The following is a 13,408-nucleotide window of genomic DNA, read 5'->3' on the forward strand; positions in this document are numbered from 1 at the left end:
AGCAAGGCGGCCGGTCGGGCGAGCAGGCGGCACCTTTCGGGACCGCGTCGCAAACGTATCACATCTCAAAGGCTGGCCCGCGGACGGATCAGCCTTGGCCGCGGCTTAGCCGAGCCCGGCTTCCTTGAGCTGGCTGTTGATGCTCTCGGCCAGCTTGTCGAGGCCCTCGTCGACCGGCACTTCCTTGGCCACCATCTTCTGCAGCGTCGCCGCCCATTCGGTGGTGAGATCGAAGAACAGCGGCTGCGGGGTGAACTTGATGCTGGCGCCTGGCGCCGAGACGTCGAACATCTCGACATAACCCGGATAGCTCTTGTTCAGCTTCTCGCGGAACATCTCGTCGTTCCAGACCGACTGACGAACCGGATTGACGAAGTCCATCTTGGTCGCACCGAACAATGCATGCTCGGGTCCGGATGCCCATTGCATGAAGTACCAGGTGGCGTCCTTGTCCTTGGAGAAGTTGGACATCGACAGCGACCAGATCCAGATATTGGGCGTCGGTGCCTTGGCGGCGGGATTGGCCTTGAACGCCGAGAAGGCGAGCTTGCCGGCCATCTTGTTATCGCCGCCATTCATGAAGTAGCCAAGGATGTCGGCGTCGTAAATCATCGCCGAAGCACCTGCACCGAGATCGGTGCCGACCTGGTACCAGGTGTAGGTCGACCAGTCCTTCGGGCCGCTCTCCTGGATCATCTGGACCCACTGCTTGTGGAAAGCCTTGGATTCGGCGGTGTTCATCGCGGCCGACAGCTTGCCGTCAGCCGAGACGTTCAGGTCCTTCTGGTCGAAATTGGCGTAGGCCGACAGGAAGCCCGGGTGGATCGTTGCCCAGGAGCGCGAGCCGCGCACGCCGATGCCGTAGACGCCACCGCCGACGTCCTTGGTGAGCTTCGCCGCCGTAGCGACCATCTCATCCATATTGCCGGGAACGCTGACGCCGACCTTGTCGAACATGCCCTTGTTGTAGGTGATGTTGTTCTGCTCGAAGCCCCACGGAATGCACCATTGCTTGGCGTCCGCCGAACCGAGCGCGCCGCCCGGCTGGCCGTTCCAGGCGCAGGAGTTCTTGACGCCTGGCAGGAAGTCGTCCCAGGCATATTTCGGGTTGGTCTTGGCCGGATCCTTGATCCATTCGTTGAGGTCGGTGATCCAGCCGGCCGGACCGTAGGTCCAGGTCATGTAGGCGCCGGTCATGAAGGCATCGTATTCGGGCGAGCTGGCCGACAGCGCGGCGGTAACCTTGTCGAAATAGACGTCTTCCGGGAATACGTCATAGACGACTTCCATGCCGGTCAGCTTCTTGAAATTGTCGAGGTTGGCGATCATCGCATCGGCGTAAGGATGCTTGTTGAGCAACAGCTTGATGGTTTTGCCCTTATGCGCCTGCCAGTCGAAATCAGCCGCCAGGGCGCGGGTCTGCCCGAAATTGAGCAGTGTGCCGGCGGTGCTGGCGGCAAGGCCCATTGCACCGAGGCCCTTGATCAGCCCACGGCGGTCGACTTGTCCACGCAGGAATGCGTCGATGAGGTCTTTCTCTTTCTCATGCATTTCTCTTCTCCTCCACAGGGTAGTTTCAACGAAATGGTTGCCGGCTACCCGACCGGCGTCTGTTCCACGAGCGATCGCGCCGTCCGCTCGTCGGTTATCAGGCCTTTGAGATAACGGCCCTCCAGCACTGACTTGATGGCGCGAACCTTCACCTTGCCGCCGGCGACGGCGACAATCCTGCGGTTGCTGATGTCTTCGCGCGCCAGTGCCAGCGCCCGGTCGGAAAGCGTCGTCGCAACGGCCTTTCCGGCATCGTCGAAGAAATGGCCGAGCAGTTCGCCGACACCGCCGTTGCGGCGGATCTCCTCCATCTCGCCCTTCTCGATCATACCGGTGGCGACAAGCGAGGCCTCACGTTCGGCGGTGCCGATGCCGGCGATGAGCAAGTCGGCGGACTTGGCGAGGTCGAAGACATCGCTGACGCCTTTCTGCCCGAGCAACACTGTTCGATCCTCGACCGTGTTGGCGAACATCGGTACGGGCATCACATAGGCCTCCGCACCAGTCCGCTCGGCGACGCGGTGGATGACGTCATGCGGATTGGCCGAGAACTTGCGCGTCAGGCCGCCAAGCAGCGAGACGAAACGGATCCTGCCGGCCGATATGCGCGGCAGATATTCCACGCAGGCGGCAAGCGTGCGGCCGTGGCCGACGCCGATCAGCGCCTCTTCGCCGCGTTCGATCTCGCGCTTGAGAAACTGCGCGCCAGCAATGCCGAGCGCCTTGAGCGGCAGGTCTTCGGCATCGAAGTCCGGAACCACCTCGCAGTAGTCGAGGCCGTACCGGCCGGACAACTCATCCTCAAGCTGCACGCATTCGGAGACTTCGCCGTCGATGTAGACTTTGACCAGGCCTTCCTGATTGGCCTTGGTGATCAGGCGATGCGCCTTGAGACTGGTCAGGCCAAGCCGTTTGGCGACTTCCGACTGGGTCAGGCCGCCGGCATAGTGAAGCCAGGCGGCACGGGCTGCCATGCCGGTCTCATCGTCGCGCAGCAGGCCGTTGCCAAAACCAACCATTTCCGCCCTTTGATATTTTTATCAGTTGCTGCAAAATTTTTCACAAGGCGTCGCCCGAGTCAAGCAACCGCTGCGTTTAAATCTCCGGCCAGGAGCTTGCCGGCCGGGGCCGAATAGGGGCCGCGCTAACCAACGGGCAAGAAACAACACCGACCGCGCACCATTTAAAACGTTTGCAATTTCGCTTGAAGTGATTACAAACGTTTCAAACTTCGTTCGGGAGGAACGATGCCGGCCCGCGTTACCACCCTCAAGGAACTTGCTGCGCAGCTCGGCCTGTCGATTACCACCGTTTCGCGCGCCCTTGCCGGTCACGAGCAAATTGCCTTGAAAACGCGCCAACGTGTCGCCGAGGCTGCGCATCAGGCCGGCTATGTGCCGAACACCGCAGCCCGCACGCTGGTCTCCGGCCGCAGCGGCTTTGTCGGCATGGTGCTTCCGATCCGCGGCCCCAATCTGGTCGATTCCTTCCTCGGCGAATTCGTCACCGGGCTCGGCGAAGGGTTGGTTTCGCACGGCTCCGACCTGATCCTGGCCGCAGCGGCGCAAGGCCAGTCGGAACTTTCCGTGCTTCGCCATGTCGTCGAATCCGGACGCGCCGATGGGGTCGTCGTCACCCGCATCGCCGAGGTCGACGAGCGGCTTGCCTATCTGCGTCACCGCAATTTCCCGTTCGTCGCGCATGGCCGGCTGCTCGACGGCGACTTTGCCTACCATTGGCTCGATACCGATGGCGCGCACGCATTCGGCGAGGCCTTCGACATGCTCTACGATCTCGGACACCGCCATTTCGGCCTGGTGACGATTTCCGAGCCGATGACATTTCGCCATCTCAGACAGGACGGGCTCGCCGCCGCGATCGCCCGCCGGGGCGATCCGTCCGTCAGGCTCGATGTGGCGACGGCGCCGCGTTTCGATCGCGGTGCCCGCATCCAGGCAATCAACCGGCTTCTGCACGCCACCGAGCGGCCGACGGCGATTGTCGCGCTGTTCGACGAGCTGGCGCTGACTGTGATGGAAGAGGCGGGGCGCGCCGGACTTGCCATTCCTCGCGACCTTTCGGTGATCGGCTTCGACAACATAGCCGCCTCCGCCTATGCGCCGCCGGGGCTGACCACTTTCGACGCCTCGATCCGCCGGTGCGCGCGCGAGATCGGCGAGATGCTGCTGACCGTAATCGGCGACAGGCCGGACGCGCCACTGACGCGGCTGGTCCGGCCGACACTTGTCTCGCGGGCAAGCCATGGCCCGGCACCCACAGGACGGAACTGACGCCTTAGCGGCGCACAACCAGGGAGGAAGACGACGATGAATGCGTTGAGGACATTGGCAGGTGCGGTGCTGGCGTTGTCGCTTGCTGCCGGCGCAGCACAAGCCCAGCAGGTGTTGTTCTGGTCGACACAGGCGCGACCAGTGGAAGAGACACAGAAGATGCGCAGCGAAGTGCTGAAGGGGTTTGACGGCCAGGTCGACTATCAGGTCGCCGAGGACGGGCCCTGGCTCACCCGCCTTCAGGCCGAACTGCAGGCCGGCTCCGGCACCATAGGCGTGCTCGGCGGCCTGCACGGAGACTTCTCCACCGTCGGCGCGAACCTTGTCGATCTCTCTGGCGTCGATCTCGGTGGCGTCAAGGTCAACGAGACCTACAAGAAGCTCGGCATGCTCGGCACCGGCGAGCAGAAGTACCTGCCATGGATGCAGGCCACCTTTCTGATGGCGGCCAACAAACAGGCGCTGCAATATCTGCCGGCCGGCACCGATCTCAACACCATCACTTATGACCAACTGATCGAGTGGGCGAAAAACATCGCTGAAAAGACCGGTTCGCCCAAATTCGGTTTTCCGGCCGGCCCGAAAGGGCTGAAGCACCGTTTCTTCGAGGGTTTTCTCCTTCCATCGTATACCGGCTCGATGGTGACGAAGTTCCGCTCGGCGGAGGCCGAGACGGCGTGGAATAAGTTCAAGGAATTGTGGCAATACACCAACCCGAATTCGACCAACTATGCCTTCATGCAGGAGCCGCTGCTGACCGGCGAAGTCTGGGTGGCATTCGATCACGTGGCGCGCCTCGCCGACGCCTTCAACCAGAAACCCGACGAGTTTGTCGCCTTCCCGGCGCCGGCTGGCCCGGCAGGCCGCGGCTACATGTCGGTGGTGGCCGGTGTCGCTATCCCGAAGACCTCGCCTGACATGGACAAGGCCAAGGCGCTGGTCGCCTATATGCTGAAACCGGAAACCCAGATCGCGACGGTGAAGGCGACAAACTTCTTCCCCATCGTCGACGTCAAGCTGCCCGACGACATGCCGGCCTCGGTGAAGGCCTTCAGCCCAGTGATCGCCACCATGACCGGAGCTCCCGATGCGTTGCCGGCGCTGCTGCCGATGGGACTTGGCGGCCTCGGCGGCAAGTTCAACCAGGTCTACACCGACAGCTTCGAGCGCATCGTGCTCGGCGGCGAGGATGTGCACGGCGTGCTCGACGAACAGGCGACGGCGCTGAAGGCGATCATCGACCAGGCGAAGGCGCCATGCTGGGCGCCCGACAAGCCCTCGCAAGGCGCCTGCCCGGTCGATTAAGAATCCTCCCGGGCGTCCGGATTTCCAGCGCGCCGGGCGCCCACCCCTTTTGAAGCTTCGAATAGAGAGAGCGCTCCATGCACAGCAAGGCCCTGCCCTATCTGCTGCTGACGCCGGCGACGCTGTTCCTCTGTGTCTTTTTCCTTTACCCGTTCGTGTTGGTCGCCTTCGAGGCGTTCACCCGCGACGGCGGCTTTACGCTCGACAATTTCCGTACCATGGCGGGCAGCTGGAAGTTTCCGGTCACTGTCCGCAATACGCTGCTGCTGAGCGCCATCGTCGTGCCGATCCAACTGGTGATGGCGCTGCTGATGGCAACGGTGGTGTCGCGGCTTGAAACCGGGCGCAGCGCTGCGCTTTACATCTTCGCTATTCCGCTCGGCATCTCCGATCTCGCCGCCGGGCTGATCTGGCTCGCCATCTTCGACCAGTCCGGCTTCCTGAACACCTTGCTCTCCAATCTCGGCGTCATCGACAGGCCGGTTATGTTCCTCGGCTACCAGAGCAAGCTGACGATCTTCATCGCCGTGGCGCTGGCTGAGATCTGGCGCGCGACCGCCATCATGATGGTCATTCTGGTCGCCGGCATGGGGCTGATCCCCCGGGAATACTACGAGGCGGCGGAGGTCTTTGGCGCTAGCCCGTGGAAGCGCTTCATCAAGATCACGCTGCCTCTGCTGCGCCCAAGCCTGCAGACCTCGATCATCCTGCGCGTCATCCTTGCCTTTGAGGTCTTTGCCGTGGTTGCAGCACTCGGCGGCACCAATCTGCCGGTGCTGATGGGCGAGACCTACAATTGGCAGTTCACGCTGCAGGACCACAATGTCGCCGCCGCCATGGCGCTGTTCATCCTCGCCATCTCGATCGGCTTCACGCTGTTCTTCCTGCGGGTGCTGCGTGTGCCGAAGGAGACTCGCATATGAGCACTGTCGCGGAGCTCTCGATCGCCGCGCCTGAGGCCCGCAAAGCCGGCAACTGGTTGCTGGTCGCAACGGTCATCCTGCTTTGCGTCTGGGTGCTGCTGCCGATCTATCTGTTGATCGTCAACGCGCTGTCGTCGCCGGAAGAGGTGACCGCCTTTCCCAAGCGCTTCTTCCCGTCATTCGATTTCGGCAGCCTTTCTTTCTTCATCAATTTCGCCGGCGTCGCCAAGGCGCTGTGGAACTCCGTTCTCGTCGCCACGCTGACGATGCTCCTCTCGATCGGCTTCGGCGCACCCGCGGGCTACGCGCTGTCGCGCTTCGAATTCCCGGGCAAGGAAACGTTCCGTTTCCTTGTGCTGATGACCCGCGCCTTCCCGCTGCCGCTGCTGGCGCTGCCGCTGGCGGTGATGTTCATCCGCACCGGCCTCGACGACACCGCGATCGGGCTGGCGCTGGTCCACACCACGCTGGCGCTGCCGTTTGCGGTGCTGATCACCTTCTCGCTGTTCTCCGGCATTCCCGTCGAGCTGGAGGAGGCGGCCTGGACGCTCGGCTGCACGAGATTGCAGGCATTCCGAAAAGTCATTCTGCCGCTGGCGCTGCCGGGCATCGCGGCGTCGGCGGTGTTTGCCTTCACCATCTCCTGGAACGAGGTGTTTGCTGCCGCAGTGCTCACCATAGAGAACCGGACGCTGACTGCCTTCCTGTTGCAGAGCCTCGGCGAATCGCCGCTCTACCTCAAATTTGCCGGTGGCGCGGCACTGGTCATTCCGGCGCTGATCTTCATCTTCGCCGTTCGCAAATATCTGTTCGCCATGTGGGGGATCGCCAACCGATGACGCGCACAAAAGAGAACGCCGATGGCTGAGATCGTCATCAAGCAGGTGGCAAAACGTTTCGGCGGCTTCACAGCGCTGCATTCGATCGACCTGACCATCGCCGACCAGGAATTCATGGTGCTGCTTGGCGCCTCGGGTTGCGGCAAGACCACGCTGCTGAGGATCGTCGCCGGGCTGGAAACGCCAAGCCAGGGCGAGGTCTGGATCGGCGGCCGTCGCGTCGACCATCTGCCGCCGCGCGAACGCGGCATCGCTATGGTGTTCCAGAATTACGCCGTGTTTCCGCACCTGACGGTATTCGAGAATATCGCCTTCGGCCTGCGCATGAAGAAGCTGCCGCAGCAGGAGGTCGACGGGCGCGTCAACCGCACCGCCGAGCTCATGCATATCGAACAGCTTTTGAAGCGCTATTCGGGCCAGCTTTCCGGCGGTCAGCGCCAACGCGTGGCTGTGGCCCGGGCCCTGGCGATGGAGCCTGACGTGATCTTGATGGACGAGCCGCTGTCCAACCTAGACGCGCTGCTGCGGCTCGAAATGCGCGCCGAGCTCAAAGGTGTGCTCGCGGCGTCCAAGACCACCACCATCTACGTTACCCACGACCAGGTCGAGGCGATGAGCCTCGCCGACCGCATCGCCGTCATGCATCAGGGCCGTATCGTCCAGGCCGCCTCGCCGGTAGAGGTCTACCGCAATCCGGCGGCCCGCTTCGTCGGCTCCTTCATCGGCAACCCGCCGATGAATTTCATCCCGGCGACGAAGACGGCCGACGGCAGTTGGACCGTCGCCGGGCTGACGCTGCCCGGCCCCAAATCGGACAAGCAGACGATAGAATTCGCCATTCGCCCCGAGGATGTGGACGCCGGCAACGAAGGTATTAACGCCACCGTGCGCGTTGTCGAGCCGCTCGGACCGCACACGCTGGTCACCTGCGACGTCGAGGGCGGCCTGTTCCGCGCCATCCTCGAATCGAATGCCACGGTCGCCGTCGGCGATCACTTGCGGCTTTCGCCCAAACCCGATCGCGTCCGCTGGTTCGATCCCGAAACCACCAACGCCCTTTGATCCCCTTCGATTCTGAAAGTACGAACGCCCCGATGATATCTCTTGCTGTCGACGAAACCATCGCCCGCGCCGTCGAGGTGCTCAGGGAAAATGACCAAGGCACCTATACCATACCGACCAAGGGGCTCTACCCGTTTCAGTGGAACTGGGATTCCTGCCTGACCGCGCTCGGCCTTGCCCACTATGACGAGGCGCGCGCCTGGACCGAGATCGACACGCTGTTCGCCCACCAATGGCCAGACGGCATGGTGCCGCACATCGTCTTCCATGTCTGGAGCGACGGCTATTTCCCCGGGCCGGAGGTCTGGCGAACCAACCGCCCGACTGCCACCTCCGGCATCACCCAGCCGGCGGTCGCCGGCTTTGCCGTGCGCCGCTTGTTCGACCAGGCCAAGGACAAGGCCCTGGCGGCCGATCGCGCCCGCGCGCTGTTGCCGAAAATCGATGCCTGGCACCGCTGGTTCTACGAAAATCGCGACCCGGACGGCGAAGGGCTGGTCGCCATAATCCACCCATGGGAGTCCGGCCGCGACAACTCGATCGACTGGGACGAGGCGTTCGAGCGCGTGCCGACCGAAGGCGTCGAGCCCTACACCCGCCGCGACATCCTGCACGCCGATCCGGCGCATCGTCCAACCAAGGCACAGTATGACCGCTATGTCTGGCTGTTGCAGCATTTCCGCGGGCTTGGCTGGGATAATGCCCGGCTGCACGATGCCTCGCCATTCCAGGTCGTCGATCCCGGCTTCAACGCCATCCTGATCCGTTCCGCCGCCGACCTTGCCGATCTCGCCGAGGCACTTGGCGAAACCGAAATCGCAGAAGCCAATCGCGCCCGTGCCGAAAAGGGGCTTTCGGCAATGGAACGGCTGTGGAGCGACGCGCATGGCCAGTACATTTGTTTCGACCGAGTGGCCGGAAAGCATGTTGACAGCGCGTCGGTCGGCGGCATTCTGTCGGTATTTTCGGCCATCCCGGAAAGCCGGGCAGCGACCATCGCTGCAACGATCGAGCGCATCGCCGGCAAAGCGCGTTACATCGTCCCGTCGCACGATCCTGAGGATGGGCGCTTCGACCCAAAGCGCTACTGGCGCGGCCCGGTCTGGCTGGTGGTCAACTACATGATCGCCGACGGCCTTGCCGCCGCCGGCCACAGCCAAATCGCACAACGGATCACGCAATCCAGTCTCGAGCTGATCGCCGAGAGCGGTTTTGCCGAATATTACGATCCCCTCAGCGGCGAGCCGCTCGGCGGCAATCGCTTCACCTGGACCGCGGCAATGGTGATCGAGTTCCTGAAGGGCAGAGCCTGAACGCTTCCGCCTAGGCCGCCGGCTACCAAAGCCCGTTCTGTCTGCCGAATAACAGTCGACCCCATTTGCGTCTGAGGCATGTCCCGGCCCATCAAAACAGGGCCAAGGCATGCCAATCTTCACCATGCCAGAGCTATAATAATTCTTCACAAACCGCTATCTATACTGCGTCGGGGCGGGGAGAAGCGCGGCTTGGAATTCGATCTGAAAACCATTGAGGCGCTTGCTCCCGATCAGGCGTCGCTGAGCGCCGCCTCCAAGCTCACCAAACGAACGAACTGGCCGCGGCTCGAAAAGCATGAGCAGCAGGCGCTCATCTGGGGCGAATGCCAGGGCTCCGGCTCCAATCCTTATCGAGTGGTGGTCGACACGGGTGATCACGGCTACAAATGCACCTGCCCTTCGCGCAAATTCCCATGCAAGCACACTCTGGCCCTGATGTGGATTGCCGCCACCGCGCCAGCCAGTTTTGCCGCTGCCAATACCACGCCGGAATGGGTGAATGACTGGCTTGGCCGACGCAGGAAGACAACGCCACAGCCGGCGCAACCGGTACCCGGTGCGGAAGCCAAGCGCATCGGCGAAGCCTCACAAGCCGACGAGAGCACCGCCATTGAAGACATCGCGGCGCTGGAGCGTCGCGAGGCGGCGCAGCGCAAGCGGGCGGAAAGCACACGAGAAGCAGTGTCGGCTGGGCTCGATGAGCTTGACCAGTGGATTGCCGACCAGTTACGGCTCGGTCTGTCCGGGTTTGTCGACGCCAGCAGCGACCGTTGCCGGCGGATTGCTGCGCGGCTGGTCGATATGAAGGCAGCCGCGCTCGCCGGCCGTATCGACGAGATTCCGTCGCGGCTGATGGCGCTGCGCAGCGAGGAACGGTCTGATGCGGCAATCCGCGAGCTCGGCAAGCTCGTGCTGCTGGCCAAGGCGTGGCGGTCGGAGCCCGACGACCCCGAGCTGAAGCGCCTCGTATCAACGTCGGAACCCCGCGAACAGGTTCTCAGCAGTCCGGATGCAAGACAGGTTGAAAGCCTCTGGGAAGTTCTCGGCGAGAAGATCGAGAGCCGCCGCGATGGTCTGGTCAGCCATTCGACCTGGCTGCTCGATTTGAAAAGCGCCACCCCGCAATTTGCCGTGCTGCTCGACTTTTTCCCGGCTTCGGCCGGGCGCCGGTCCAACGCTTTTGCACCAGGCGACCGTTTCAATGCCCGACTGGTGTTTTATCCATCACGCCTGCCGCTCCGCGCCCTCGTGGTGGAGCGCATGGGGGAGGTTGTGCCCGGCGCGTGGCCCGATTTTGCTTTTGGCACCGCGAAGGATCCGCTCGCCACGCATGCTTCCCATCAGGACGCCGCGCCCTGGATCGCCGATTGTCCCCTCATGCTGCCGCCCGGTGCTATCCTGCTCGACGATCGGGGCACGGCATGGTGGCAGGCGGAGGATGAACCGCAGGGGATCGCCTTGCCGATCGCCGGCGCGGTAGATCAAACCTTGCTCGGCCTCGACCTTGCAGCCACGGCAGCGCTCTGGAACGGCGCCCGGCTTGAGCTTCTGGCGGCGCAAAGCGAGTTCGGGAGGCTTGATCTGGCGTGAACGAAAGCGAGCAAACAGGCCTGGCGGCAATGCGCGATTGCTGGATCACCGGCGGTGCTACGTTCGATCTGGCTCCGGCCGGATGGAAGGCAATCGCCGGCGGTGCAAGTCCCGACGAACAGGAGCGCCGGCTCCTGGCAATCGCAGCACAAGCGCTCGACGTCGCGCTGCGGCCGGCCGCGCCGACGACACTCAAGCGTCGTCCGCCGCTGCCCAGACTTGCCCTGCCCATTCTGCCGGCACGATTTCGGCCGTTGTTGAGAGCCGCTCTGAAGCACGCCGCCGACGCGAGGCGAAAGGCACGCGTGGCGGCGCTCGTCGCCAGCCGCGGCTTTGTGCTCCATCCCATGGACTGGATGCCCTCGGATCAGAACAGCCCTGACGTCTACGCACCATGGGTAGACTGGCAAGCAAGCATGAACGGGGAAAGGCTTGCCCCACAAGAGAAACTGACTGCGGAAAACTGGGATGAGTTCTATCCCGCCGCGCGACGCTTGGCCCTTGCCGATATGCGCCGTACTGACCCGACATCGGCTCGAATGTTGATCGAAGCCAAGGCGTCGGGCGAACCGGCGGAAGTCAGACTTGCGCTGGTCGAGCTTATGCGCTTCGGCCTGAGTGCCGAGGACGTGCCTTTCCTGAAAAGCCTTTCCGCCGACAGGTCCGGCAAGGTGCGCGAACTGGCTGGCCGGCTGCTGGCAAGATTAGGAGAGCACGTTCGCCCGAGCGACGGTGGACCGGACGATCCCGTAGCCGAACTCGCCGCCTTTATCACTGAAGGCAGATCGGGCTTCATCCGCCGCCGGACGATCTACACTCCAGCAAAACTAAAATCCCAAGCGCAGGAGCAACGCCGCGCCGAACTGTTCGAGATATGCAACCTCGTCGAGGTTGCCGAACGGTTCAACACTACGGAAGCCGAATTCATAGGAGGCTGGCAATTCGGTGCCGACAATAAAGCCGACATCCTGATCGCACGAATGGTCGCCGCCTCAGGGAGCGAAGCCGCCCTTACGCAGATGGCGGATACACTTATCGCCGAAGGCGGCAAACCGGCGCTGTTCGTGCTTCACCTCATGCCGCGCCTGGACAGCCGCAGAAAGCGTGTCCTCATCAGGCTGATCCTCAAGGAGACAACTTATCTTGGCATGATCAACCTGGCGGAAGGCATCGATGTCGACTGGCTGGAATGGGACGACCTGACGAATGGACAGGCGCTCGCCGCACTGCGTTCCGCCGCCGGCGGAAAAGACGACGCCGCGCGGCGGGGTCTCGACGATGTACTGGAGACGATCGGCTTCCTTGCCACCGCGACCACGGCAGCGAAATTGATCGACGACATGGTCGCGGCGGGCGTGCCGCCCGCGGCTCCTTCACTCGGGCTTCTACGTCTCAATGCATCACTGGCGGGGCCTGGAAGCAACACATGACCAATCCGGAGAACAGCAAAATGAACGCAGCCATCCGCGTCCCGGTCGAGCAGGCCTACGCTTCGGAATTGCAGGCGCTGGCGCGCGATGACGACCGGCAGAGGCCTGCCGGCTGGAGCCTGTCGCCACAGGCTGTGCTGACCTATTTGCTAGGCGGGAAGGCCGGTGACGGCACCTTGGTAACGCCAAAATATGTCGGTCGCCGCCGGTTGATGGAAACCGCGGTAGCGACGCTCGCCACCGACCGTGCACTCTTGCTGCTCGGCGTTCCCGGAACCGCCAAGTCCTGGGTGTCTGAACATCTTGCCGCCGCCATCATGGGCGACTCGACGCTGATCGTGCAGTGCACGGCCGGCACCGACGAGAACCAGATCCGCTATGGCTGGAACTATGCGCAGCTACTGGCAAAGGGCCCGAGCCAGGAAGCGTTGGTGCCGACGCCGCTCTACCGAGCCATGCAGAACGGCAAGCTCTGCCGGCTGGAGGAACTGACCCGCATGGGCTCAGACGTGCAGGACACGCTGATCACCGTGCTTTCCGAAAAGATGATGCCTATCCCGGAATTGAACACCTCGATCTACGCCCAGCGCGGCTTCAACATTATCGCCACGGCAAACAACCGCGACAAAGGTGTCAACGAGCTCTCCTCGGCGCTCAAGCGTCGCTTCAATGTCGTGGTGCTGCCATTGCCGGAAGACATGGCCGAAGAGGTGGCGATCGTCTCCAAACGGGTCGACGAGATGGCTGGCGGACTCGACCTGCCGGTGCCGAAAAATGTCGGCGAGGAGATCGCCCGTGTGCTGACCATTTTCCGCGAATTGCGCTCCGGCGCGACTGCCGACGGCAAGGTGACGCTGAAGACGCCTTCCGGCTCGCTGTCGACCGCAGAAGCGATCGCCACGATGGTTGGCGGGCTCAGCCAGGCGGCGTGGTTCGACAGTGGCAAGCTCGGCGCCGAAGGTCTCGCCGCCAGCCTTGTCGGCGCGATCGTGAAGGATCCGGTACAGGACAAGGTGGTGCTGGAGGAATATCTGGAAACCGTGCTCAAGAAGCGGGCCGACTATGCCGGCTATTACGCGGCGCTGAACGCAGCGATCTGAC

The 13,408-nt window shown here is 63.0% G+C and carries 11 protein-coding genes; 9 read left to right on the forward strand and 2 right to left on the reverse strand.

All coding sequences use genetic code 11. The features are described from left to right. Positions 1 to 105 precede the first annotated feature (105 nt). Both NKI16_RS12085 and NKI16_RS12090 read right to left on the reverse strand, forming a co-directional pair. Positions 106 to 1,551, reverse strand: coding sequence for an ABC transporter substrate-binding protein (locus NKI16_RS12085; protein ID WP_023676027.1), 1,446 nt, complete (start codon positions 1,549 to 1,551; stop codon positions 106 to 108). A 44-nt stretch (positions 1,552 to 1,595) separates the two neighbouring features. Further along, complete coding sequence (locus tag NKI16_RS12090; protein ID WP_352569336.1) at positions 1,596 to 2,570, reverse strand: sugar-binding transcriptional regulator; 975 nt, start codon at positions 2,568 to 2,570, stop codon at positions 1,596 to 1,598. Between the two features lie 228 nt (positions 2,571 to 2,798). On the opposite strand from NKI16_RS12090, the gene NKI16_RS12095 reads away from it, so the two are divergent. The 9 genes from NKI16_RS12095 to NKI16_RS12135 all read left to right on the forward strand — a co-directional run bounded on the left by NKI16_RS12095 (position 2,799) and on the right by NKI16_RS12135 (position 13,407). Continuing rightward, the gene (locus tag NKI16_RS12095) at positions 2,799 to 3,842 is read left to right on the forward strand and encodes a LacI family DNA-binding transcriptional regulator (protein WP_352569335.1); all 1,044 of its coding nucleotides are present in this window, start codon (positions 2,799 to 2,801) and stop codon (positions 3,840 to 3,842) included. 36 nt (positions 3,843 to 3,878) lie between these two features. After that, positions 3,879 to 5,147 (forward strand): ABC transporter substrate-binding protein, encoded by a 1,269-nt coding sequence (locus NKI16_RS12100; protein WP_352569334.1) that lies wholly within the window; start codon positions 3,879 to 3,881, stop codon positions 5,145 to 5,147. A 77-nt stretch (positions 5,148 to 5,224) separates the two neighbouring features. Then, on the forward strand, positions 5,225 to 6,070 hold the full coding sequence (locus NKI16_RS12105) for a carbohydrate ABC transporter permease (RefSeq protein WP_023676031.1): 846 nt from the start codon (positions 5,225 to 5,227) through the stop codon (positions 6,068 to 6,070). Next, positions 6,067 to 6,909, forward strand: a complete 843-nt coding sequence (locus tag NKI16_RS12110) for a carbohydrate ABC transporter permease (RefSeq protein ID WP_023676032.1) — start codon at positions 6,067 to 6,069, stop codon at positions 6,907 to 6,909. The genes NKI16_RS12105 and NKI16_RS12110 overlap by 4 nt, the downstream gene beginning before the upstream one ends. 21 nt (positions 6,910 to 6,930) lie before the next feature. Beyond that, the gene (locus tag NKI16_RS12115) at positions 6,931 to 7,971 is read left to right on the forward strand and encodes an ABC transporter ATP-binding protein (RefSeq protein ID WP_023676033.1); all 1,041 of its coding nucleotides are present in this window, start codon (positions 6,931 to 6,933) and stop codon (positions 7,969 to 7,971) included. Positions 7,972 to 8,003: 32 nt separating this feature from the next. Continuing rightward, entirely contained in the window at positions 8,004 to 9,284 is a 1,281-nt protein-coding gene (locus NKI16_RS12120; RefSeq protein WP_023676034.1) for an amylo-alpha-1,6-glucosidase, read from the forward strand. 192 nt (positions 9,285 to 9,476) lie between these two features. Then, the gene (locus NKI16_RS12125; RefSeq protein ID WP_023676035.1) at positions 9,477 to 10,877 is read left to right on the forward strand and encodes an SWIM zinc finger family protein; all 1,401 of its coding nucleotides are present in this window, start codon (positions 9,477 to 9,479) and stop codon (positions 10,875 to 10,877) included. A 305-nt stretch (positions 10,878 to 11,182) separates the two neighbouring features. After that, positions 11,183 to 12,307 (forward strand): DUF5691 domain-containing protein, encoded by a 1,125-nt coding sequence (locus tag NKI16_RS12130; RefSeq protein ID WP_352569333.1) that lies wholly within the window; start codon positions 11,183 to 11,185, stop codon positions 12,305 to 12,307. Positions 12,308 to 12,327: 20 nt separating this feature from the next. Further along, positions 12,328 to 13,407, forward strand: a complete 1,080-nt coding sequence (locus tag NKI16_RS12135; protein ID WP_352922799.1) for an ATP-binding protein — start codon at positions 12,328 to 12,330, stop codon at positions 13,405 to 13,407. Position 13,408: the final 1 nt, after the last annotated feature.

It is taken from the genome of Mesorhizobium sp. M0698 (assembly GCF_040320455.1).
In the GTDB taxonomy this organism is placed as follows: domain Bacteria; phylum Pseudomonadota; class Alphaproteobacteria; order Rhizobiales; family Rhizobiaceae; genus Mesorhizobium.

Bases quoted from the DNA above. Each gene is read 5' to 3' on its own strand.
- NKI16_RS12085 (WP_023676027.1), bottom strand. From the start codon at position 1,551: ATGCATGAGAAAGAGAAAGACCTCATCGACGCATTCCTGCGTGGACAA.
- NKI16_RS12090 (WP_352569336.1), bottom strand. From the start codon at position 2,570: ATGGTTGGTTTTGGCAACGGCCTGCTGCGCGACGATGAGACCGGCATG.
- NKI16_RS12095 (WP_352569335.1), top strand. From the start codon at position 2,799: ATGCCGGCCCGCGTTACCACCCTCAAGGAACTTGCTGCGCAGCTCGGC.
- NKI16_RS12100 (WP_352569334.1), top strand. From the start codon at position 3,879: ATGAATGCGTTGAGGACATTGGCAGGTGCGGTGCTGGCGTTGTCGCTT.
- NKI16_RS12105 (WP_023676031.1), top strand. From the start codon at position 5,225: ATGCACAGCAAGGCCCTGCCCTATCTGCTGCTGACGCCGGCGACGCTG.
- NKI16_RS12110 (WP_023676032.1), top strand. From the start codon at position 6,067: ATGAGCACTGTCGCGGAGCTCTCGATCGCCGCGCCTGAGGCCCGCAAA.
- NKI16_RS12115 (WP_023676033.1), top strand. From the start codon at position 6,931: ATGGCTGAGATCGTCATCAAGCAGGTGGCAAAACGTTTCGGCGGCTTC.
- NKI16_RS12120 (WP_023676034.1), top strand. From the start codon at position 8,004: ATGATATCTCTTGCTGTCGACGAAACCATCGCCCGCGCCGTCGAGGTG.
- NKI16_RS12135 (WP_352922799.1), top strand. From the start codon at position 12,328: ATGAACGCAGCCATCCGCGTCCCGGTCGAGCAGGCCTACGCTTCGGAA.